Source organism: Zobellia galactanivorans (assembly GCF_000973105.1).
Classification (GTDB): Bacteria; Bacteroidota; Bacteroidia; order Flavobacteriales; family Flavobacteriaceae; genus Zobellia; species Zobellia galactanivorans.
In genome coordinates, this window is sequence record NC_015844.1 from 5,407,253 (window position 1) to 5,432,105 (window position 24,853).

Consider the following 24,853-nt stretch of genomic DNA (forward strand, 5'->3'; position numbering starts at 1 on the left):
AACCTAAATAGGATTTTCCGCTACGCTCAGACTTTTTTTATCTAAACCCTAGTAGTCTTAATTAATCGTTCCAGTGGGCATCGATAACTTTTTGAATATGTGGATATTTCTCGTCCGTTTCGTTCAAATCTTCACGAAGCCTCAACAGTTCTTTCTTTAAGTCTGCAATAACCTCTGCATAAGCAGGGTCTTTGTAGGCATTGTTCATCTCCTTGGGATCTTTCTTCAAGTCGTAAAATTCCCATGCCGCAGGGGTATCCGTATCAAAATCGTTGCCCCAGTTCTCCCTATCCCATTCAGCATTTGGGTCACTCGTATCAACGTAGTATTTTCCATAGAAGAATATCAACTTGTACTCTTTGGTGCGCACCCCAAAGTGGGCCGGGTTCTGATGGCGGTGGGCCATATGCATCCAATACCGGTAATAGGTCGATTTTTGCCAATCTTCGGGCTCTTTCCCCGTTTCCAATATAGTTTTAAAGCTTTTTCCCTGCATATAGTCAGGTGTACTTCCCCCTGCCAATTCAATTAGGGTCGGTGCAAAATCGGTATTGTTGATAATGGCATCCGTTCGGCTTCCCGCTTTAATCTTCTCAGGGTATCTCACAAAGAAAGGCATACGCATAGACTCTTCGTACATCCATCTTTTATCAATAAAATCATGTTCCCCGAGCATAAAACCTTGATCGCCCGTATACACGATAATAGTATTGTCCATAAGTCCTTCGGCCTCCAAATAGTCCATTAAACGCTTTACGTTATCATCAACACCTTTTACACAGCGTAAATACTTCTTCACGTAATCTTGGTAAACCTTACTGGTATATTTTCGCTCTTCATCGTCCATCTCCCACTTTACGTACTCTTCAGGACGAATTTTATCGGCATCACGGTAAGCACGGTGAATAGAACTATCTACATAAATGTTCATCGCCTGATTACGGATCAAGTTCCTATGGGATACTGACGAACCTATTATTCGAGTTAAGGAATCGTTTTTACCACGAGTAGCAATGGAACCATTGTTACCCCTTTCATAAAGACTTTCCGGTTCAGGAATAAAAGTGTCTGCCAAATACGATTCATAGCGAGGGGCGTTCTCAAAATCGTCGTGGGGAGCCTTAAACTGATGCACCAAAAAGAAAGGTTTGTTCGGATCCCTCTTGGTCTTCAACCAATCTAAGGTAATATCGGTGACCATGTCGGAAGAGTGTCCTTTTGTTTTAACCGTGTTGTTGGGCCACGGCTTATCACCTCGAACCCTAAATTCAGGATCAAAATACTTTCCTTGCCCTGGCAACACTTGATAATAGTCAAAAGCTGCAGGCTCTTCCTTTAAATGCCACTTCCCTACGATTGCCGTTTGGTAGCCCAATTTCTTCATTTCAATAGGCAAAAATTGACGGGCAGGCTCAAGACGGCCATCTAGATCGAGAACCCCGTTCATTTGGGAATTCTGACCGGTCATAATGGCGGCACGACTAGGGGTACATATCGAGTTGCTAACAAAGCAATTGTCAAAGATCATCCCTTCCTTGGCAATCTTATCCAAGGTGGGCGTAGGATTTAAACTGGCCAGTCGGCTACCGTAAATACCAAAACCTTGGGTAGTATGGTCATCGGCCATAATGTAGATAATATTCGGTTTTTTTTCGGTGATTACCGCCTTCTCCTCTTTACAGGAAGAAAACGCTATCAACAGTAACAGGGCGTACAGCACATTGTTTTTTTTGCAGCGCATTTAATTTTTTGGTTATGTTAATATGAGTTTGATCAAAGCCATAGACTTCAATCCGAAAATTACACATATTTAGCGGTGAAAAATGAAATAAATGATCAATTATCAACCACAAATGTTTTATGGCCTACCGAGAAAACCAAATTAAAATGTTTGTTTAGACCCTTTCCAGTTTTATAGGTGGGGTCCTGTTGGCGTTCCATTGGCATACATATAAGTTTTTGTCTTCGTCGACAAAGACATCGTGGCCATGGTTGAACACAGCTTTTTCAGATTGGTACATTTGCTGTAGTTTGCCATTTTTATACTGGGGTGCATCACCTCCCGGGTTGGAAACCACTTTGTTTTCACCGTCCATAATGGTCACAAAACCAGAATTACTAAAGCGCTTACCCGTCTTATTTTCCGACCAGCAAACCCCCGCATAAATATTATCATCGTCAAGCACTGGTCGACAAACGTAGGCCCCTGGCAATTCTACCGTTTTTATAAACTTGCCATCCAAGGTGAAAAATTTAAAACTTTTATCCGATCGGGAAGTAACCACCAATACGGGATTTTTCTTATTTCGGTAATCGACGGCCACGCCATGTGCGTTGTGAAGGTTATAATTTTTATCCTTATTATCATGGCCTCCCCACTTTCTGATAAATTCACCCTTATGGTTGAATTGAAGAATAAAATCGGAGCCATAACCGTCGGCCACATAGATATCCCCATTGGGTCCGACCGCTGTTTCCGTGGGCAGGTATTCTTGCTCTTGGGTATAGGCTCCTATAGTATGTGGGTCGGGCAAGGTAAACAAGAGCCTTCCATCTACCGTGGTCTTACTCACCGTACCGGCCTGTTTGCTCCATTTTCCAGAACGGTCTACAAACCATCCGCAATCTACAATATACAACATGTCCTCTCCTCCTTCGTCATGAAGGGTAAGACCGTGTCCACCGGGATAACGGGTACCCCAATAATCAAGAAGTTTTCCCGATTTGTCAAAGACCAAAATATTATTATCAGTATGGTCTCCCAACATGATCAACCTCCCCTTACTATCCATCTGCATTTCATGACAGTTCAAGATAGGATTATGGGCAACGGACATTTGTGCCCAGTCTTTTACCACTTTATACTTAAAATCACCATGACCTATAATTTGATCTTCCAATACCGTTTTCTTTAAAATATTGAATCCGAAAGATGATGTGGTCGATAAGGCCGTAGCGCCCAAAGCGGTTTTTTTTAAGAAATTCCTTCTGTTGCTCATGTAAAATGCGTGGTTAAATAAGGTTGTTTATATATTGAAACTATAATAAATGTAATAAAATCTATGTCAATAAATCTTTGACGACATGACCGTGTACATCGGTCAAGCGATAGCGTCTACCCTGATGCTTGAAGGTCAGTCTTTCGTGGTCTATACCGAACAAGTGCATCAATGTAGCATGAAAATCGTGAACATGTACTGGATCTGCGGTTACGTTGTAACTAAAATCATCGGTAGCCCCATAAGTAAAACCTGGTTTCACCCCTGCTCCGGCCATCCACATCGTAAATGCCTTCGGGTGATGGTCACGTCCGTAGTTGGTACTTGTGAGCTGGCCTTGCGAGTAAACGGTTCGACCAAATTCACCTCCCCATACCACTAGGGTGTCTTCAAACATACCCCGTTGTTTCAAATCTTTGATTAAGGCAGCCGTGGCCTGGTCCGTTTTTTTAGACTGGCTTTTTACCCCACCTGGGCAGTAATTGTGCTGATCCCAACCTTGGTGGTACAATTGCACGAACCTTACTCCTTTTTCCAATAGTTTTCGCGCCATCAAACAGTTGGCCGCATAGGTACCTGGATCCCTACTGTCTTCACCGTACATATCAAAAATGTACTCGGGTTCTTTCGACAGGTCGGTCACCTCGGGAATGGACGTCTGCATTTTGAAGGCCATTTCATACTGTGTCATTCTCGATTGAATTTCGGGATCCCCATAAGCATCGCCCTGCAATTCGTTTAAATGTTTTAGGTAATCGAGCATATCTCTTCTATCGTTACCATCGTAATTTTCAGGATCGCTCAAATAGAGAACCGGATCTTTACCCGACCTAAACTGAACCCCTTGATGTTCCGTTGGCAAAAATCCATTGCCCCACAGACTGGCCTTCAATGGTTGTCCTTTTCCATTCTTGGAAACCAAGGCGATAAAGGTCGGCAGGTTTTCGTTATCGGAGCCCAAACCATAACTTAACCAAGAACCAATGGCCGGTCTACCCGGTAATTGATTTCCGGTTTGCATAAAGGTAATGGCAGGTGTATGATTGATCTGATCGGTCTGCATACTTTTTATAAAACACAAATCATCGACCACTTCCGACAAGTACGGCATGGCATCACTGACCCACGCCCTTGACTCTCCGTATTGCTTGAACGTAAACGATGATGGTGCTATGGGCAGGGTACTCTGACTACCGCTCATTCCGGTAAGCCTCTGACCTCCAATAACCGATTTTGGGAGTTCTTTACCGAACATATCCACCAACTTGGGTTTATAATCGAAAAGGTCCATTTGGGAAGGCCCTCCACTTTGAAACAAATAAATTATCCTCTTTGCCTTGGGGGTATGGTGCGGAAGGCCTAATCGGTTCTTGTTGTATGCCTTAAGGACTTCTTCCGGCGAGCTATCCTTACCTAGGTTTCCGAACATTTTTTCAGTCCCCAACAAACTGCCCAAAGCCATTGCCCCGATTCCGAGGGATGTCTTTTTCAAGAAGTGCCGTCGATCTAACTGCCTTTCAATGGTCTTTAAATCTTCATTGGCAGAGGTCAATTTGCTATGTTGATGATTACTACACATACTCTTCTATATTAGGTGTTGTTAAATTATCTTTTGGTTATAGTGGCATCGGAATTCATAATGGTACTGGCTACCACGGCGTTGGCGGCTACCAAAGCTTGATCATCATCTTCCGATATCTTGAACGCCCCGGTTTGCAACCAACCTTTGGTCTTTTTGGGATTTTCACTGAATTTCCGGTATTCCGAACTCTGTAAGGAAGCGAGCAAGCCCAGCTCCTTATCCGTAACACTTCTACCTGTCAATTTTTTGAAGGCCAAGGCTATTCCTGCATTCACATCATCGGCTTCGGCCATTTGCTTCCCGAGAACACGCGATGCCTCTATATAGGTAGGGTCGTTCAGTATTACGAGGGCCTGTAATGGCGTATTCGTTTTCTGCCTTCTACTGGTACACAAATCACGGGTCGGGGCATCAAAGGTGGAGATGGTCGGGTTAGGCACCGTTCGTTTCCATATGGTATACATACTACGTCTGTACAGTCCTTCTTCCCCATCTTGCACATACGTACCGCCACTAACTTTCCAGAGGCCCTCGGGCTGGTAGGGTTTAACACTTTTTCCGCCAATGGTCTTGTTCAACAATCCGGAAGCGAAAAGCGCATTGTCCCTTAACATTTCACCCGACAGGCGTACTGATGGCCCCCTGGCCAACCATTGGTTTTCCATATCTACCTTTGCAAGTTCTTCGCTAATAGCCGAACTCTGTTGATAGGTAGCGGACAGCATTATCGTCTTATGAAGCGCTTTAACATCCCAATCAGACTCCATAAATTGAATGGCCAACCAATCCAATAGTTTAGGGTGACTGGGCAATTCCCCTTGGTTACCAAAATCTTCAGAAGTCTTTACCAAGCCCCTTCCGAACAGGTTTTGCCAGTACCTGTTAACGGCAACCCTTGCCGTCAAGGGATTGTTTTTATCGGTAATCCATTTGGCCAAGCCCAATCTATTTTTGGGCAGGCTATCGTTCATTGGGAATATTTTTTCCGGCATATTCGGAAATACCGAATCTGTAGGCGAATCGTAGTTGCCCCGATCCAAGATATAGGTCTGTCTAGGCGTCTTGCGCTCTTTCATGACCATTATCTGTTTTATCGGCTCAATACTATCTACCAAGGCCCCTCGGTCTTTCTTCAATTCTGCCAACACTTGATTGTAACTCGAGGAATGATTGAACAAATAATACGTTTTGAGCTGCTCTTTTTCCTTATCGCCGAGCTGGTCGTTCGACTTTGCCACCAAGTTTTTAAGCTTATCGCTAGAACTGATCTGCATGACTTCAATATCGCTTATCTCCCTATCAAAGACCATGATATCATCGACAACGGCATTACCTATACCTTTTCCACGCCATATCGCACCGATCCTAAGTCCGGGTTCTACGGTTTCCTTATAGATATAGTTTTTCATATTATTGAAAACGATGTCTTTATACAGGTTGTCAAAAGTGGTCTTGGTCTCCAGTTTTTCGCCATCCATATAAATACCGATTCCATTGGCCTTACTCGATCCATCGTAGGTTAGGGTAAGCTGTACCCATTGCTCTTTTGGAATTTCTTTCAACGATTCTACGACCATTGAATTATCGGGCCAGACATGGGCGAACAATGCTTCTAGCCTATTCTCTTTGATCTTTAGATGGTAGCCTCTAAAACTGTGCAGTTCGGGACCTTGCATCTTATGGAAGATTACACCTTCTTCGAGGTCTTGCGGCACAAAAACCTTAATGGAGACACTAAAAGGCTCATTACGCTTATATATTCCGATCTTATCAAGGTCCAACCAAGTATCGCCATCCATAAACAGCCCTTTGCCCGAAGCACCTTCTTTATACACGGGCTTTTCGTTATCGACGAATTGCTGGCGCATTCGAATTTTATTTTTTCCATTCCCCCCTATTTTGTTGACCAGCCGCTGATCATCAAAATCAAATGCCGCGATCAATCCCTTGGGTCGGTCCTGTACCGGAATCTTCTGAAAGGCATTGCTCGCCAACCAATCTTTGAACTTATCGCTCTCGGTCTTGACGGTACTATCGACCTTCTCTTCCGATTCTTCTACAATTTTCTCCAAATAGGCCAGCACATCTTCCTGTTCTTTGGTAGGCAATAACATAGCCGGAACCGGAGTCGCCAAATCCCAAGGTATAAGTCCTGTTTCATCAACATTGTTGAAAAAACTGTACATTTCAAAATAGTCCTTTTGGGAAATAGGATCGTATTTGTGGTCATGGCATTTGGCACAGGCATAAGACAGTCCTAACACACCCTGACTGACCGTTGCCGTTCTATCTGCCACATATTCCGACCTAAATTCTTCATCAATGATACCTCCCTCCAGGTTTTGGGGATGCAATCTATTGAAGGTAGTCGCCAACCTTTGTTCTTTTGTTGCATTCGGAAAAAGGTCCCCGGCAATTTGCCAGGTCAAAAATTCATCATAGGGCATATTTGAATTGAAAGCCTTAATGACCCAATCTCTCCAAGGGGAAGTATCCCTATATCTATCGTTACTGTACCCATGGGTATCGGCGTAACGGGCAACGTCCATCCAGTCCAAGGTCATTTTCTCACCGTAATGCGGGGAGGCCAACAAGCGGTCTATCTGTTTTTCAAAGGCATCAGGGGAGTTATCTTTTACAAAAGCCTCTATTTCTTCTATGGTAGGTGGCAACCCTGTCAGGTCTAGGGAAGCCCTTCTCAACAAAACCTCTTTATCGGCCCGTTTTGATGGAGAAATATTTTTTTCCTCTAAAGTAGCCAGAACGAAATTATCAATAGGATTACGGACAAAATCGGTTTTGGTCACTTTGGGGATTTCATTTACCTCGGGCTTAAGAAAGGCCCAATGATCTTTGTACTCGGCACCTTCATCTATCCACCTTATCAACATGGCCTTCTCATATGCGGTCAAGGACAAGTGCGATGACAGCTCTGGCATAATCAAATCGGGATCGTCGGTCAAAATACGCCTTACCACCTCACTTTTCCCCGGTTTACCCGGTACAATGGAAAAAAGACCCGGTGTATTCGTAGATTCCGCATAGGCCAACTCGGGATCGTGCAACTGCAAGCCTCCCTTGATCTTTCCCTTATCGGGACCATGGCACAAAAAGCATTTATCCGAAAGGATCGGTTTCACATCTTGGTTGAAATCAATATTTTTCGGAAGCTTTTCAAGGGCAACTTCTACATCTTCAGGAAGATCAGGTCCTCCACAAGAAAATAGCATTATTGCTAAAGAAAAAACGATATAATTTGTTAATCTGAACATTATTTAGGACAAAATTTATGTTTTTGCCAAATTTATATCATTTGCTCTGCTGAATTCTTGTATAAATCAGGCTATGAATTGTACATTTCCGACTTTTCGACAGCGACCAAAAAAATAGAGAAAATCTTTTATTCTTCCCTAAAACGCCTTAAAACCAGTGATTAAAAGCATTATTACTATCTTTATCACACTATAAATTGTATTTAATATCCGATAAAATGCATTTAGCCTATGAATAAAATCTTGCAGTCTTTAAAACTTACTTTTTTACATGGGGGATACGCCAAACTCGACACCTCATGGGATTACGACAATGTCATCAGTCCGTTTTCCCGACTGTATTACATTACCAAAGGTTCAGGAAAAATGTTCCATAGTTATGAGGAGTTCGACTTGAAGCCGGGCCACCTCTACTTGATTCCCAGCTTTACGTATAGTCGCTATAGATGTTACGACCATTTGGAGATGTACTACATTCATTTTCTAGAAGAGGTCGGCGATCGCCTGTCGATATACGACATAAAGGATTTCAGGTACGAAATTGAAGCCAGCGACCAAGATTTGGGTTATTATAAGACGCTCTTGACCCTACACCCTAAACGGTATTTGATAGAAGACGATCCTAAGATATATGACAACCGCAAATTTGTTTCCGACACGGAAAAACTTAACGACTTGTTGTCGGCAAAATCGTTTATTCAAACCCAATCGCTTTTACAACTCTTGCTCTCTCCCTTCATACAGAATAGCAAAAGCTCTAAGTTGAATATCAAAAACGATTTTCATGAGGTACTGAACTACATTAAAGAGCATTTGCACGAACCCCTTACCGTTGCCCAAATAGCCAAACACAGCAATTTGAGTTCCGACCATTTTTCTAGGGTCTTTCAACAAAAGTTCGGGATTAGGCCCAGCAAGTATATCCAGACCATTCGTATAGAACGGTCGGAAACCTTGTTATTGACCACCAATAACACCTTGGCCGAGATAGCGGAAAAGACGGGAATGGGTACCGTTTCATATCTGTCCCGAATGTTCAAGGCCAAGAACGGGATTACCCCCGGGGCCTTTCGAAAAAGACGCCCCGGAAGTTAGTCCTTAGTACTTTCTATTCTTTCGACTTTTCATTTTATTCGCCTCCTTATCCCCTATGAATTTTTCCTTAGCAGGATCCCATTCAAGGGTTCGACCTAATTGATAGGCTATATTGCAGATATTGCCCACGGTTGCGGAGCGGTGGCCAATTTCTACATCGGCAATCAGTGGGGTTTCGTTTTTTATGGCATCTATCCAATTTTGATAGTGGTTTCCCCTTGATTTCATATCCTCCTTTTCGCTCATTTGCGATTTTAGAATACTTGGTGGATCGGTTTCGAGGTAGCTTCTACTTATATCGAGACTGCCTTTGCTTCCTATAAAGCGTACGCCCCATCCCCTACCGAAGTCTTCATGTACCATTTCTATTCCATTTTCATAGAACATTCGCATTCCTCTTACCGCATTTTTATCGGCTGGGGGTACAAATTTTACCGGACCACTGCGGTCCATTCCCAATCCCCATTGCGCTATATCGAACATATGGGCGCCCCAATCGGTCAAAATTCCACCGCCGGTCTCATTAAACAGGCGCCAATCGGGAAAAAAGGCTTTACTTTCAGGAGGGGATAACCTTTGGTTGTAAGGCAATAAAGGTGCCGGTCCACACCATTGGTTCCAATCTACTTCAGCGGGTACAGGCTCTGATGGCATATTAAAAGGAACCGCAGGATCTCCTACGTTTACGAGTACTTTTTTAATATCGCCCAAGTGACCCTTTTGCACTATTTCGGTCGCTTTTTGAAAAGTGGCCCATGAGCGTTGCATGCTTCCGGTCTGCAAAACCTTTCCGGTCTTCTTTACGGTTTCCACCATATCGATACCCTCTTGGATCTTCAAGGTCAGTGGTTTTTCGCAATACACATGCTTACCGGATTTCATGGCCCCTATAGCTTGAATCGCATGCCAGTGGTCAGGGGTCGCGACAATAACGGCATCGATATCGTCCCTCCCTAAAATTTCAAGGTAATTGCCCGTGGTCGTTATGCCCTTGTAATTGCCTTGATTTCGTTTTTCGGCATATAACTTACTTACATGGGCCTTGAACCAATTGTTCTTGGTTGTCCACACATCAGCACCGGCAACGATCTGGGCTTGGTCGGTATGTACCATAAAGGCATTGGACAGGGTTATACTCTGCTTCCCTAAGCCTATATATCCTAAATTAACCTTATCGCTCGGAGGAACAAAGCCCCTTCCCAATACGTGCCTTGGCACTATGCTGATGGCACTGGCCACCAAGGCCGTCTTTGAAATAAAAGCTCTTCGAGATAATTGTACCTGAGGCTTTAAATTTGATTTACTGTTGGTTCGGTCTGGTTTCATAAAGTACTTTTTTTATTGATCTCAATATAATAAGCTGGCATTTTAGCCCCTTCTTCCGTAAAGAAATTGCTTTGTAGTCTATAGCTGCCCTTCTCTAGTTTTCCTTCCAACAAAACAAAAGGGGCTTCCATATTTACATCTGCCTTAACCTCAAAATCACCAAGCTGTACGGCGGCACTTTCAAAGTTCAAACTTCTCCCTGCAGGCAACTCATCCATCGAATAGGATTCCGATATCCGATCTGCCGCAGCGTTCAATGCCAAGTCCGATTCCGGTGCGTATCGGTAGAGTTTAAACTGGTAAAGTCCGTCTTCGACCACCTTTATACTATAATAACCATCGGGAGCGAACTCCCCTTGGCGAATTTGAACTTGGTTCCAAGGTATATTATCATCGGTATGCATATCGTGGACCGTAATCGTTACCGGATTGGCCTTCGGGTCACCTAAAGGGATCTCCGCATATCGCATTTCCGGTTCTATGCTCGACCACCATTGATCGTAATATGCCTTCATTTTCTTTACCACCTCGGGGTGCTCCTCGGCTATGTCGTTTTTTTGCCCTGGATCCTCAATAATATTATAAAGCTCGGTTCCATCTATCAAACGCCATTCCGTGGTCATCACGCAACTATTTTTTCCCTTTATGGGCCACTGGCCCCGTTGGGTGTCTATGACCAACATTCGGTCATCTTCCTTTTTTCCTTCCAATAAAACAGGGGCCACGTTGGCACCATCCAAAGGTTTATCGACTTCAAAGGGAATACCGCTCATATGTGCCAAAGTAGGCAATAAATCTACATTCGCCACCAACTCGTTGTTCACCGAGCCCTTTTTGATATCGCCGTCAGGCCAACTGATAAAAAACGGCACTTTATGCCCTCCGTCATAATGACTGCCCTTGGTACCCTTCAAGCCTGCATTGTACCCAGTAACATTTCCGTCTTTATCGGTTTTGATTCCGGCCGCCGTACCATTGTCGGTGGTGTAAATAACAATAGTATTATCGAATAGTTTCCTATCCTTCAAAAACCTTACTAATTTACCAAAGTTCTCATCTATATTGGAAATCATTCCATAAAAACGTTTTTGGTAATCGGCCAAGGGTTCGTTTTCATACATTTTTGCGTAGGACTCGGGTACGTTAAAGGGAGAATGCGCAGCATTCAACGGAAGATAGAGAAAGAAAGGTTCATCTTCAGTCCGCTGTATATGTTTGATGGCTTCGTTAAACCAGACATCCGTACAATACCCTTCTAATTTCACGGGCTCGCCGTTTCTAAAATAGGTATCGTCAAAATAGGTGTTGTTCCAATAATCCGGGGTTTGCTGTACCCCGCCACCGCCATTGTACAAGGCGTGCTCAAACCCTCTATCATGGGGACGGAAAGGGTAATTATCGCCCAAATGCCACTTACCGAACATGGCGGTATTATACCCGCCTTCCTTAAAGACCTCTGCCATGGTTTTCTCGTCTTCCAGTAAAATGGAACACCCCGCTATGGTGTGCCAAGCGTTGTTTCTATTGCCATTTCTACCCGTCATAAGTCCCGCCCTACTTGGTGCACAGGTAGTACCCACGTGAAAATTGGTCAATTCAAGGGACTCTTTGGCAAAAGCATCGAGGTTTGGGGTTTTGATATACGGATTTCCGTGGGAGGCCAAATCGCCATAACCTTGGTCATCGGCAAAAACAATAATGACGTTCGGTTTTTCTTTGGATCTCGTAGCTTCAGAAGCAGAATCGGATTTCTTTTTCTGCCCGCAGGACAGCATCAAGATTAAACAAACGGAACTCAAGAGCTGTGTAAACGTTCTATAGGTCATACTAAAATTTTTAAGATGTGGTATTTTTTTTGTTTTTGAGTTGGGCTACATACTCGCTAGGTATGACACCGAATTGTTTTTTAAAGCATTTTGAAAAATACGAGGCGGTATTGAAGCCGGTTTTATACATAATCTCCTTTACCGAAAGATCGCTTTGTTCAAATAGTTGAACCGCGCGTTTCAGGCGTATGTTGCGAATGAATTCACTTGAAGACAAGCCCGTTATCTCTTTGAATTTCATGTAGAGGTTACTACGGCTGTAGCCCATTTCCTTTACCAGCATCTCTACGTTGAAATCTGTGTTCATCATATGTTTCTCTACAATTTCAATAGCCGTTTGCAAAAAAGATTCATCGACCGAAGTAACCGCAATTTCGGCCGGTTGTAAGGTTATATTACGGGTGAATTGCTTCCGAAGTTGCTCACGATGCTTAAGGATATTCCCCAGGGTAAGCTGAAGGAGCTCCATATCAAAAGGTTTTCTGATATAGCCTTCCACTCCTATCTTCAAGTTTTCTATTTCGCTTTCTTGCGATGCCTTTGCCGTTAACATTACCACGGGAATATGACTCGTTTCCTTATCGCTTTTTAGCGATTTACAAAACTCCGTACCGTCCATTATGGGCATTAAAATATCGGTCAAGATAATATTGGGCATAATATTCTTGGCTACTTTAAGCGCCTGTTTGCCGTTTTCCGCCTCATAGATAACATAGTCGCTCTCGAGCCCCTGTTTTACCAAGGTTCGTATGTCGGCGTTATCGTCTACCACCAATAGAATAGGCTGCTTAGGCCTTGACTTTGATACATCGGCATCTAGAATTTCATCGTTGATACCGATGGCGAAAGATTCGGTCTCGGAAGAGCGCACCAAAAAGTCGCTTTCAGAAACCTCTTTGATACTTACCTCCGGAATATTCATATAGACCGCTTTGTCAACGGGAAGCCTCACAATAAAATCCGTGCCCTTGTTGGGTTTGCTCTTAACGACAATTGAACCCTGGTGCAGTTCGATCAGGTTCTTGGTGAAGGATAAGCCTATACCTGCCCCCTGAAGGTTTCTTCTGTCTTTTTTATCTTGGGTATTGAAGCGTTCGAATATGGTGTTCACCCTATTTTCGGCAATACCATAACCCGAATCGCGTACTTTTATAATTACATTTTCACCTTGGTCATTCTTAGCTTCGCCTTCCGTAGCTATTTCCACTGTAATCCGACCACCATCAGGGGTGTATTTAAACGCATTGGAAAGCAAGTTGTTCATTATTTTCTCTAAGGCATCGTGGTCGAACCAAGTCTGAAGCGATTCTTGGTCAGCCTGGATCGTAAACTCAATATTTTGCTTATGGGCGAGAAACTGAAATGGCTGGCCTACCTCTTGAATAAACTCTACAATATTGCTATTACGGACTACCAAATGCATTTTGCCTTGGTCTATCTTTCTAAAGTCCAACAGCTGATTGACCAGTTTTAATAAATAGTTGGTGTTTTTGTACATAATATTGTACTGCTCATGCACCTTGGTCCGGCTTATCTTGTCCCCATCCTTTCGCAAATACTCCAGTGGGCCCTTGATCAAGGTGAGAGGAGTTCGGAACTCATGGGAAATATTGGTAAAAAACTCGAGTTTTACCCGCTGCATTTCTTCCGATTTCTCCTTTTCCAAATGATCGAGTTCCAATTGGTGCTTTTCACTCGTTCTGATAAAAGTGTACCTCCAAAACAACCATAGCATGCCCAATACCAATGCACCATAAAACAAATAGGCCGCTGAGGTTTGCCAAATGGGCGGGGTAATGGTAATCTGTATTTGCGAAGGTGTTTCATCCCAAAGACCGTCATTATTGGAAGCCTTGACCTTAAAGACGTAGTCACCCGGTTCTAGGTTGGTATATGTAGCGAAACGCTTGTTCGAAGTAGTCTGCACCCAGTTGGGATCAAAGCCCTCTAACATATAGGCAAATTTGTTTTTTGAAGGTGCCGCATAGTGCAATGCGGCAAATTCAAAGGAAAAATTGTTCTGTCGGTAGCCCAGTTCTATATTCTTGATTTTATTGATGCTTTTATCGAGTATGACCTTACCGTCAAGTTCGGCCCCCACTTTTACGGATTCGTTCGAGACCAGCATATCGGTAATAACGGTTTCGGCCAAGTGTTCGTTATCCCCGATATCTTCGGGATAGAAGGCATTAAAGCCATTGATACCCCCAAATAGCATCTCACCATCGGACCGTTTTACGCAAGCCAATTCTTGAAATTCATTATCTTGAAGGCCGTCGTTTTCATTATAGTTTTTAAAGGTTTCTTTTTTCGGATTGAACTTAGACAAGCCCATATTGGTTGAAAGCCATAGGTTAGCTTCACTGTCTTCCAGAATTCCCTTGATTACGTCGTTCGGAAGTCCATCTTGAACGGAATAGGAAATAAAACTATCCGTCTCACCATTTTCCCCGGGAACAAATTTATTTAGGCCTCCGCCAAAGGTTCCAATCCACAATTCACCCTCAGTGCTTTCGTACAACGAGAGAATATAGTTATGGCTAAGGGACTTAGGGTCTTCAGAATTGTTTTTATAGGTCTCGAACTTAGGATGTTTTTTATACCGTTCAATAGCCTTAACGACACTTAAGCCATCGCCCGTGGCAAACCAAATATTGCCGAACTTATCCTCTAAAATGTACCTGACAATGTTACTTGGCAAGACATGGGCCTGTTTTGGGTAGCTTTTGAAGGTAGTCTTGTCATAGCCTTTCCCATCTTCCTTTTTAATCCATCGTTGCACTCCGGAAGTATAGGTGCCTATCCATATATTTTCATCGGAATCGTTCAATAAGCTGAACACCCCGTGCATCAATCCTTGGGGACGTAGATCAGATTCTTTTATTTGGCTTGGGTCATCAATGTTCAGCAAATAGAGTCCGGGAGTACTTTCCGCCCCTATGAACAAGGTTTTCTTATTGTCGAGAACAGTTTCGGTGATAGCAAAGGTTCGTGAAATAGAGCTAAAGCGCCTAAACTTGTCGTAATTCCCATCATCATCCTGTTTTGTCAACATATTCAAGCCGCCGCCTTCTGTACCGACCCATACCGTGCCATTACTGTCTTCATACATGGCCCGGATCTTGTCATAACTCAGGCTTTGGGGATCGGGAGTATTCCTTACATGCAAAAATTGTTTTCTTCCGGGATCAAAAATGTTTATGCCCCCACCATTGGTTCCTATCCAAATGATGCCCGTTTTATCAAGGTACAAGGATTTAATGATGTTCTTGCTGATACTCCCCGAATCCCTGGAATCATAGGTAAATCGCTTAATGTATCGGGGCAATTTTTCAGGTGAGGCATTTTCGAAATAAAAAAGCCCTTCATTTGAACCTACCCAGAGGTGATTGTTATTATCGACCAAAATATTATTGACATTATTATCATGTATTTTTGCCAACTTCAGTCCATTTCCTTTGACTTGGCAAAACAAGCCTACGTCCGTCGCTATGATCAGCCGGCCCAGATTATCCTCTTTGATATCCCTCACAATACAATCGGGAAGCCCTAATGATTTATTGATATTTCCGAAGTATTCATTTCCGTTGGGGTCTTTTTTCAGCTTGAACAGACCTGTAGCCCCACCGACCAAAAGTTGCCCGTTCTTATCTTCATAAATTGAATAGATCGAACTACCGTCCCAACCAATAATAAAGGGATCTTGTTCAGAATTATAGTGTTGGAATTTAAGATGATCTATAGGAAGGGAAAGGTCTACCATATTAAGGCCGTCTTTCTCCCCGACCCACAAACGATTTTTGCTATCCCTATACAATGCAGTAACATAATTGCCAATGATACTTGATACATCTTCTTCGTTATGGGTAAAGGTCGTGAAATCGCCTGTAGAAGCATTATAGAAATTAAGTCCGCTTCCGGTCGTTCCCACCCAGAGGTTCCCTTCGTCATCTCCGCTTATTGCCGAAATCAAGTTGCTACTGATACAGTTCGGTTTAATAGGACTGGGATTATAGACCGTGAATTTATAACCGTCGTATTTATTGAGTCCATCATGCGTAGCGAACCACATAAAGCCCTGCTTATCTTGATAAACCGCATTAATATCACTTTGGGAAAGACCGTCACTAGTAGTTATATGCTTAAAGCTTATGTGGTTTTGGGCGTTACCCAACAAAACCGAAAAAAACATTAAAAGGTAAAATAACTTATCCAAAGGTTTTGTTTTCATAAAATATTGACGCGGTCTTCTAATTCTATTTGAAATATAATATCCCACCTGTTTACCTATTAGTTAGCGTTAGATTTACTTTCCCGGTTTTTGGATTATTATTTCAATCTAGCAATTTAAGCGTAGTTCTAAAAATTAGGAATGTCAAAGTACAATATTTTAAGTCTTTATAAGTAAAACCGCCTACTTCAAAAATTCGAACAATTGAAGAGGACCGTCATTATTGGCCCCTACGAGAAATTCTTGCCCTCCTATATCCATTCTTTTGAGATTTTTCAAATCCCCATTAAGTTTCAAACCGGTCATCGTCAATGGTTTTAGCGAATATTTTCCCGAGTGCAAAACACCTTCCATAAAAAGACCCGATCCGGCATCGTTTCTCGGAGTCTCTACCTCTGCGGAAAATAAATTACCTGCAACGACCACATCTTTAACGCCATCTTCATTAAAATCCTTGATTACAATTGAATTTACCGATGACAGCTGGGCCATATTCGGCATTGGTTGAATCTCAAAAGAACCGTTGCCCTCGTTTATAAAAAATGATGAGGCAAAGGTTTTTGCTTTTTTGTGAAGCACATCTTCGGTATTCTCAATATTATACACTTCAAAAAAGTTTGCCTTTGCAAAAGCATCATACGATTTAAACTTTGCTTTTAAGGCAGGAACTTGTTCTGTGGAACATTGTTTCCCTCGAACAGGATACAATGTATTGTTTTCATAGTAGCCCAGTGCCAAATCATTAGACCCGTTATTGTCAAAATCGGCATAATATACTTCAAAGGGCGATTTTTCCGTTGCCTTATATTTGTAATTGAGCCCTAAATTTCCTGCCATATAATCATCATCGCCATCACCATCCAAATCAGAGGCTATTATACTGTACCACCAACCTTCGGTATTTTTTAAAGACTCTATATTTTTCTTTTCAAAGCGTTCTCCGACGCGTTCAAACACGGTTATAGGCATCCATTCCCCTACCAAGATAAAGTCAATTTCCCCATCGCCATTATAATCTGTCCACACCATATCGGTGACAAGACCTACATTCTTTAATTGAGGCGCCACGGTAGCGGTTACATCTGTAAATGTGCCCTTTTCATTGTTTAAAATAAGACTGCCGGCCGATTTAGGATAGTCCCAAGGAGTTAGCCGACCTCCTACAAATAAATCAAGATCGCCATCACCATCATAGTCGTACGGTTCTATTGACATTCCACTTATACCGATTTTAGGAAGCGCATCCTCATTTTTATCAAAAGAGCCATTTCCGTCGTTTATATATAATCGATCCTGATAAAAAAGGGAATTTTCAGCTTGTTCGTTTCCTCCGCTAACCACATAAAGATCTAAGTCTCCGTCATCATCGGCATCAAAAAATACGGCCCCAGTGTCTTCGTGCAGCCTATCGTCTTCAAAAGCTTTGGACACCCTTCGTTCAAATCGTCCGTTTTTTACTTGAAAAAATAATTCTCCTTTTTGGTCCATTGCGCCGCCAACGTAAAGATCGTCCAATCCATCTCCATTTACATCACCTATGGCCAAGGAAGGGCCAAATTTAGATAACTGATGAGGTAAAAGCACCTGTTTGTCAAAATCGTTGAATTGGTTTTCCTTATGTTCAAAATCCAGACCTAAACCATGTGTTTCCCTAAACAATATTTTTTTCTTAGGCAAAAATCGAATTTGCGACTGTGTAGCCTGTGCTTCTGAAGCTTCTATAAGTTGGTTTACCTTTAAATCCGTAAGAATCTGTTCTTTTCCACTGGCCCATTTAATTTGCAAGGTGTCGATTTTATCCATTTTTCCAAGGCCAAAATGAACTATATGCTCAACGGAAGAAAGATAACCTCTACTGGGCATCATCTCTTGGTATTGGTTTTTACCACTGGCCGATAATCTAACCTTAGCGCCAATACCAAATGTATTGCCCTGCTCCCCTTTTAATCTGATACGCAGATAATTGTTGTCTTCGATTTTGTTTTCCACAATCATAGACATTCGATCCAGGTTGTTGATGACCATGTCTAGATCGCCATCTAAATCTAAATCGGCATAGGCCGCCCCATGCGTAAAGCCGTAATAAGACAAACCTTGTGGGTCTATGTCTTCGGAAAAAGTCAAATCACCATTATTGACAAAAACCTTGTTGCTAACCGGTTCTACCGGCATATTTTTAGTTAGAAGGTAACGTTCACTAGGGGCTATCTGACCTGATTCGATAGCTGCGGCTATTTTTAGTTCATAGTCTTTATTGTTGACGCTTCTCCTCATACCATTGGTTATGAAGATATCTTTCCAACCATCATTGTTCAAATCCGCAAAGAGGGCAGACCAGCTCCAGTCGGTATTAGAAACACCAGCCAATTCAGCGATATCACTAAACGAATCGTTGCCATTATTCATTTGAAGGCTGTTTCTCATATATTGATAATGAAGCCCCAATTCTACGGCTTCGTGGAAATACTCGGGTCGCATGGACGACATGTTCCGCTTTTTACCAAAATTTGATGAAGACATCATATCGGCCTGTAAAAGGTCTATCCAACCATCATTATTAAAATCGGCCGCATCTGATCCCATACCAAAATTGGAGGTGTGATTGGTAAATTTCTTAACCTGGTCTTTAAATGTTCCGTCTTTTTGGTTGATGTACAAAAAATCAGGTGAATTGAAATCGTTAGAAACGTAAATATCGAACCAACCATCATTATTAAAATCTGAAACACTAGCATTTAAGCTCAAACCAAAATTATAAATCCCCGACTCTTTAGTGACATTTTTGAATTTACCCCCACCTACATTCTCATATAATTGATCACTTTCTTCCATGGTGGCGGATGTCTGCTTCTCAACATAAAAAGCATTAGAGCTTTGAAATTCAGCGGGGGGGTACGACGCCAAAAACATATCTAGGTCCCCATCTTTGTCATAATCGAAGAAAGTAGCTTGATTGGAAAAACCGGCATCATCAAGCCCAAATTCTTTTGCGCTTTCGGTAAAGGTTGTGTCCCCATTGTTTATAAACAATAAATTTCTCTTATCAGGAGATGGCCCACTTACACATACATAAATATCCAAAAAACCATCGGCATTAACGTCTGCCATTGTTACCCCGCTAGACCATCTAGGCTTCTCTTTCCCCCCGATATGTGCTGCATTTGAAATATCGGAAAATTTAAAATTTCCCGTATTGAGATACAGTTTGTTTTCTACCCCATTTCCAACAAAGAAAACATCTGGCAACCCATCGTTGTTGATATCGCCCACGGCCACCCCAGCACCGGCATACATATAAGGAAAATTAAAATAATTCAGATTTTTAGATTCTTTTAATTCGTTGGCGAAAGTAACCTGTGTTTGCTCCTTTAGCTTCACTTCAAATTTCAATGATTTATCGACCTGAACCCTTTCTTGCTGCTTTTCTTCCTTGGCTTGCTTTTTTTCCGTAGTGCAGTTCCACATTAAAAACAGCGTCATTATTATAAAAACACCCTTGCCCCGAACTAAACTCAAATCTTGTCTCATAAATAATGCCTCTTAAAGATTACAATGTTGTTTTAAAGAGCCTTAAGATGTTATCGTTAGTGGTCACCAGTATTCCTTTTTTACCGTTGGCGATTTTCACTTGCTGTATATCCTTTACGTTATAGGGAATAAAAAAACCGCTTTGCGCAGGTTTAACCGCTTGAAAGCTCTTTGGCGAACTCCCCATAAATACAAAACCAGGTGATGCATCGGCCCGGGTAGTTTCAATCTCTACTTCAAATTTATTGCCGCCCAAAAGAATATCTTGAATACCATCATCATCAAAATCATCGCATACAATACCGTTCACTGTAGAAAACTGTGCTTCTACCGGTAGTTTGTGCATCTTAAAGCCTTGACCCGTATTCTCTAAGATAATAGAAGAAAAAATATGCGCCTCATAGCGAGTGGCGTCCATTATTTTATCGCCTAATATCGTAGGTAAATCAGCTTTTGCAAACCCTTCGTAGGTCTTGAATTTTTTACTCAAACTAGGAATTTGCTGACTTGAACATTCTTTCCCTCTAATAGGAACGAGGTTATTCTTTAACTTTTTCGCTAAAAAAATATCGTTGGTACCATTACTATCAAAATCATTGGCAAATACATAGAAGGGTTTTTCATCTGATGCCGTGAATTTGTAGTTCTCACCTAAATTGCCAAAAATCAAATCTTGATCACCATCTTTATCATAGTCCTTAGCAATGACCTTGTTCCACCAACCACTAGTTTTCCCTAAATTGAATTGCTCGGTAATGTTCTTTAATTTATCCTCAACGATTTTAAATATGGTAATAGGCATCCACTCACCCACTACGATCAATTCTTTAGTGCTATCATTATCTATATTAGCCCAGACCGCACTAGTAACCATACCAACCCCTAAAAGTTCGGGAGCATTCGATTCGGTGATATCGACAAGCACTCCGCCATCGTTTCTCAACCAGTGGCTATTAGCCGATAATGGATATTTACCCGGTGTTTGTCTACCTCCAACAAAAAGATCTAAATCACCATCGGAATCAAAGTCATACGTAACAACGCAAGACCCACTCTCCGTTATTTCAGGAAGATTCTCCGAGCGGACAAATTTTCCTTTTCCATTGTTTACATATAGGCGGTCTTGGTAATTCTTGGAGTTGATTTCATTCTCACTTCCCCCGCTTACCACATACAAGTCTACATCACCATCGTTATCCACATCAAAAAAAGTGGCTCCCATATCTTCATATTGTCTATCGGATACAAAAGTTTGATTTGGCAAAGCCTTGAATTTTCCTTTATTATCTTGAATATATACTGCTCCGGATTGCCCCATAGCTCCCCCTACGTAAAAGTCCTCCAATCCATCGCCATCGATATCCGCAACAGAGACAAATGGTCCGAGTCTAGACATTTGATGTGGTAACAAAATCTGGTTTTCATAATCGTCAAAAGTGTTTTCCTTATGACGAAAATTAGACCGAATATCCGCAGTAGTTTCCACAAAAAGGGTCTGTTCTATTTTCTTAGAAGGCTCTTCTGTCGCTGCCTCCCTGTAACGAACCTCTATTTCCTTATTACTCTCGACATTCGTCAGCGTATTTACTTTTTTATCGGGCCAAACCACCCTAATTTGGTCGATTATTGCAACTTCCCCCAGTCCAAAATGCACTACGGGCTCCACAGATGACAGATAGCCCCTAGTTACCTTGAAGTCATGATATTGTACTTGATCTCCGTACATCAACTCAACCTTTGCCCCTATACCCTGTGGATTTTTTTTCGGTCCGTTCAATTTGATTTTTAGATAGTTCTTATTTGTTTGCTCATCTAGTTTGTTTTCATAAACGAATGCAATATCCTCAAGGTTATTTATGACCAAATCTAAATCACCATCGTTGTCCAAATCTGCAGTAGCCGCCCCATTCGAAAAACTTTTTTGCTCTAGGCCCCAATCGACCATTTTCTTGTCAAAAGTTAGATCGGCGTTATTACTGAAAATATAATTTGAAAGTTTTGTAGTAGGATAAAGATCTAAGATATTCTTTAGGTTCTGCTCATCTGAGTTTTGCCTGACCGCATTACTGTTGATGTAGTTAAAAAACCTTTTGGTGGCATCTTTATCGGTAACATCCCTTCGGTAACCGTTGCTAATAAAAATATCACGATAGCCATCATTATCGAAATCGCTTCCAAGGCAAGACCAGCTCCAATCGGTCTTTGCAATACCTGCCAATTGGCCAATTTCACTATAGAAACCATTACCTTCGTTCAAATGCAACATGTTATGCATATATTGGCTGTGATACCCCCTATCAATAATCTCCCTATATTTTTCTAAATTCATCGACGCCATGGTCGTCTTACTCCGAACATAATTCTCAGAGACCATATCAAGCGCCAAAATATCTTCAAAGCCATCATTATTGAAGTCTACCACATCAATTCCCATTGAATAAAAGGAAGTGTGATTAGTGAATTTCTTGATGCTTTCCTTGAATTTATTATTTCCCTGATTGATGTACAAATAATCGGATTGTTCGTAATCGTTGGTTACGTAAATATCTGTTAGTCCGTCATTATTGGCATCAAGAGTGCTAACTCCCAATCCATAGCCATAGTTATTTACAATTCCTGCCTTTAGGCCTATCTCTCGAAATGTATTGTTTTCATTTAAAAAAAGTTTATCCCGATACAGGTCGTTGTTTTCCCGTTCCCCTTTATTCAACTCTTCAACCGTCTGAAAAAACAATTCTGGTCGGTTGGTAAGATACATATCAAGGTCGTTATCGTTATCCATATCAAAGAATACCGCTTGAACCGAAAATCCCTTATCGGCCAAACCATACTTTTCGGCTTGCTCAGAGAATTTCATATTACCATCATTGATATACAGTAAATTTTTTCTTTCCGTATCGGTATCCTCAAACCCTCCGCGACAGATGTAAATATCTAAAAAACCATCATGGTTTATATCGATCATATTGATTCCTGTATGCCAGCCCTCACCACCACCTACGCCAGCAGATTCGGTTATGTCCTCAAATTTGAAATTGCCCTTGTTGAGATATAATTTATTGGATTCTTCATTAGATGAAAAATAGATATCGGACAGTCCATCATTATTTATATCCCCAATAGCCACACCACCTCCGTTATAGACATAATTAAAATGAACCACATAGTTCTTCAGGTTCTCTTCAACGTGGTTCTTAAACTTGATCCCTGAACTATCAGGGTGAACCAGTTCAAAAAGTGTTTCTTTCTTTTCTATTTTGTTGGAAAGGGTAACCGTATCACCTCTTTTCTCTTTTTTACAACCGAAGAACAGGGCCACAAATAGGATAACTATACTCATCGATACATCAACAGACACTTTATGCTTCATAAACTAAAACTATGTATAAAAAAGAAATATAACCTATATACCCTTTGTATTTAACCTTTAAAAATAGTTAAACGGCCTACCCTTTTTCCTTAGGTAGACCGTTTATCTATTTCACTTTACAAAATTCAATTAAGCCTCCTACTAGTAACCAGGATTCTGCTCTAAAACACCACCATAGTTATCTATTTCTACTTGGGGTATAGGTACCTTTTCGTGTTTTCCGACTTCAAACCCTAAGGGGGTCAACAAATCGGTTCTTCCCCATCTCAAGAGATCTTGTTTACGAAGACCTTCGAGGTTAAGTTCTACACGCCGTTCATGACGGATAGCATCAATCAATGCTGGACCAGTTGTTCCTAGTGGCACATCGGGCAAAACAGATTCATTACCTTCCCTAGCCCTTTTCCTTACTTTATTGACATATTCAACAGCTGTTTCAGGAGCTGATTCTGCCACAGCTTCCGCATACATCAAGTAAATATCGGCCAACCTAAGAACACGCCAGTTTACACCTCCATCACCAGCTTGGGCCGGAATGGGATAATCTGAATACGGAGCATAAGCCACTTTTTTACCGAAATAAGAGTTTACTCCATCTAACGGAGCATAAGGTTGCCCTGGAACATTGTAAAAACTATGTTCGAATCTTGGATCACCATCTTCGAATTCATCCAATAGTTCTTGTTTGGCCATAGTAAAGCCCCATCCACCATAAGCTCCGTTTGATCTCGGACCAAAAGCGTGACCTGTAGCGTTACCTAATTGAACGGCACCACCACCTTCATTGGCCTCTTTGAACTGAACCTCAAAAATAGACCCAGGACCATTCTCTCCCTGGGGTTGAAAAACTTCACGATATGTTGGTGCCAATTCATACTCGTTCAATGCGAACAACTCCTCCGCATATTTTTTAACACCGGCCATATCTTTTTGAACCGCCTTCAACCGAACCAAAAAACCTAAGGCAGCTCCCTTTGTTGCCCTCCCCATGTCTTCATCCGCATATTCCGATTTTTTCGGTAATCGCGATACCGCCTCCAACATGTTCTCTTCTATGAAATCCCAGGTTTCTTGCTCTGTGCTTCTTCCTACAGTAAGGTATTCTTCGGCCAGTTCAAAATTTTCCCTGTAAATTGGAACACCGCCAAAATATCTTACTAAATCAAAATAATAAGCTCCTCTCAAAAAGTAGGCTTCACCTATAATTCTTGTTTTAAGAGCTTCATCCATTTCAATATTAGGCACATTGGCAATTACCTTATTGGCGTTTCTAATACCTTGGTAATCTTGTGGCCACCTATTAGCTATTTCACCTACCGTAGTGAGAATTTCATAATTCTCCAAGGCAGTCAATGGATCTTGATCCGCAGGGCTGGCGCCACCTTTCCAAGCATCGTCCGTACCAATATTTCCCCAGCCATAATCACCCTGAAAGTTATTGTACCATTGCCTTAAACCCCTATACGTAGCATTAATTGCCAATAGTGCATCCGATTCGTTCCTGAAGAATGTTTCGTCGCCCGCTAACCCATAGGGCGTAGGCTCGAGAAATTCATCCGATTTACATGCTGAAAGGCAAAAAACCAATACAGCAGTGATTGTATATATTATTTTTTTCATAGTC

Annotated in this window: 11 protein-coding genes; 1 reads left to right on the forward strand and 10 read right to left on the reverse strand. The window is 41.8% G+C overall.

Annotated features, from left to right (window positions below; all coding sequences use genetic code 11):
• Positions 1 to 61: 61 nt before the first annotated feature.
• The 4 genes from ZOBGAL_RS22030 to ZOBGAL_RS22045 all read right to left on the reverse strand — a co-directional run bounded on the left by ZOBGAL_RS22030 (position 62) and on the right by ZOBGAL_RS22045 (position 7,853).
• A complete protein-coding gene (locus ZOBGAL_RS22030) occupies positions 62 to 1,741 on the reverse strand; it encodes a sulfatase family protein (RefSeq protein ID WP_013996009.1) in 1,680 nt (559 codons plus the stop codon).
• Positions 1,742 to 1,895: 154 nt separating this feature from the next.
• Complete coding sequence (locus ZOBGAL_RS22035) at positions 1,896 to 2,999, reverse strand: NHL repeat-containing protein (RefSeq protein ID WP_013996010.1); 1,104 nt, start codon at positions 2,997 to 2,999, stop codon at positions 1,896 to 1,898.
• Positions 3,000 to 3,060: 61 nt separating this feature from the next.
• The gene (locus ZOBGAL_RS22040) at positions 3,061 to 4,578 is read right to left on the reverse strand and encodes a DUF1501 domain-containing protein (protein ID WP_013996011.1); all 1,518 of its coding nucleotides are present in this window, start codon (positions 4,576 to 4,578) and stop codon (positions 3,061 to 3,063) included.
• A 26-nt stretch (positions 4,579 to 4,604) separates the two neighbouring features.
• Positions 4,605 to 7,853 (reverse strand): DUF1553 domain-containing protein, encoded by a 3,249-nt coding sequence (locus ZOBGAL_RS22045; RefSeq protein ID WP_013996012.1) that lies wholly within the window; start codon positions 7,851 to 7,853, stop codon positions 4,605 to 4,607.
• A 231-nt stretch (positions 7,854 to 8,084) separates the two neighbouring features.
• On the opposite strand from ZOBGAL_RS22045, the gene ZOBGAL_RS22050 reads away from it, so the two are divergent.
• Positions 8,085 to 8,948, forward strand: a complete 864-nt coding sequence (locus tag ZOBGAL_RS22050) for an AraC family transcriptional regulator (protein ID WP_013996014.1) — start codon at positions 8,085 to 8,087, stop codon at positions 8,946 to 8,948.
• Between the two features lie 3 nt (positions 8,949 to 8,951).
• On the opposite strand, the gene ZOBGAL_RS22055 is transcribed toward ZOBGAL_RS22050, so the two are convergent.
• The 6 genes from ZOBGAL_RS22055 to ZOBGAL_RS22080 all read right to left on the reverse strand — a co-directional run bounded on the left by ZOBGAL_RS22055 (position 8,952) and on the right by ZOBGAL_RS22080 (position 24,849).
• Entirely contained in the window at positions 8,952 to 10,274 is a 1,323-nt protein-coding gene (locus ZOBGAL_RS22055; RefSeq protein ID WP_013996015.1) for a Gfo/Idh/MocA family protein, read from the reverse strand.
• Entirely contained in the window at positions 10,271 to 12,100 is a 1,830-nt protein-coding gene (locus tag ZOBGAL_RS22060) for an arylsulfatase (RefSeq protein WP_013996016.1), read from the reverse strand. Before ZOBGAL_RS22060 ends, ZOBGAL_RS22055 begins: the two co-directional genes overlap by 4 nt.
• A 10-nt stretch (positions 12,101 to 12,110) precedes the next feature.
• On the reverse strand, positions 12,111 to 16,316 hold the full coding sequence (locus ZOBGAL_RS22065; RefSeq protein ID WP_231854780.1) for a two-component regulator propeller domain-containing protein: 4,206 nt from the start codon (positions 16,314 to 16,316) through the stop codon (positions 12,111 to 12,113).
• A gap of 198 nt (positions 16,317 to 16,514) precedes the next feature.
• The gene (locus tag ZOBGAL_RS22070) at positions 16,515 to 19,859 is read right to left on the reverse strand and encodes an FG-GAP-like repeat-containing protein (RefSeq protein WP_013996018.1); all 3,345 of its coding nucleotides are present in this window, start codon (positions 19,857 to 19,859) and stop codon (positions 16,515 to 16,517) included.
• Positions 19,860 to 19,878: 19 nt separating this feature from the next.
• Positions 19,879 to 23,229, reverse strand: a complete 3,351-nt coding sequence (locus ZOBGAL_RS22075; protein ID WP_013996019.1) for a VCBS repeat-containing protein — start codon at positions 23,227 to 23,229, stop codon at positions 19,879 to 19,881.
• A 141-nt stretch (positions 23,230 to 23,370) separates the two neighbouring features.
• Entirely contained in the window at positions 23,371 to 24,849 is a 1,479-nt protein-coding gene (locus ZOBGAL_RS22080) for a RagB/SusD family nutrient uptake outer membrane protein (protein WP_013996020.1), read from the reverse strand.
• Between the last annotated feature and the right edge of the window lie 4 nt (positions 24,850 to 24,853).

Coding starts and splice junctions, on each gene's coding strand:
- ZOBGAL_RS22030 (WP_013996009.1), bottom strand. CDS start 1,741: ATGCGCTGCAAAAAAAACAATGTGCTGTACGCCCTGTTACTGTTGATA.
- ZOBGAL_RS22035 (WP_013996010.1), bottom strand. CDS start 2,999: ATGAGCAACAGAAGGAATTTCTTAAAAAAAACCGCTTTGGGCGCTACG.
- ZOBGAL_RS22040 (WP_013996011.1), bottom strand. CDS start 4,578: ATGTGTAGTAATCATCAACATAGCAAATTGACCTCTGCCAATGAAGAT.
- ZOBGAL_RS22045 (WP_013996012.1), bottom strand. CDS start 7,853: ATGTTCAGATTAACAAATTATATCGTTTTTTCTTTAGCAATAATGCTA.
- ZOBGAL_RS22050 (WP_013996014.1), top strand. CDS start 8,085: ATGAATAAAATCTTGCAGTCTTTAAAACTTACTTTTTTACATGGGGGA.
- ZOBGAL_RS22055 (WP_013996015.1), bottom strand. CDS start 10,274: ATGAAACCAGACCGAACCAACAGTAAATCAAATTTAAAGCCTCAGGTA.
- ZOBGAL_RS22060 (WP_013996016.1), bottom strand. CDS start 12,100: ATGACCTATAGAACGTTTACACAGCTCTTGAGTTCCGTTTGTTTAATC.
- ZOBGAL_RS22070 (WP_013996018.1), bottom strand. CDS start 19,859: ATGAGACAAGATTTGAGTTTAGTTCGGGGCAAGGGTGTTTTTATAATA.
- ZOBGAL_RS22075 (WP_013996019.1), bottom strand. CDS start 23,229: ATGAAGCATAAAGTGTCTGTTGATGTATCGATGAGTATAGTTATCCTA.
- ZOBGAL_RS22080 (WP_013996020.1), bottom strand. CDS start 24,849: ATGAAAAAAATAATATATACAATCACTGCTGTATTGGTTTTTTGCCTT.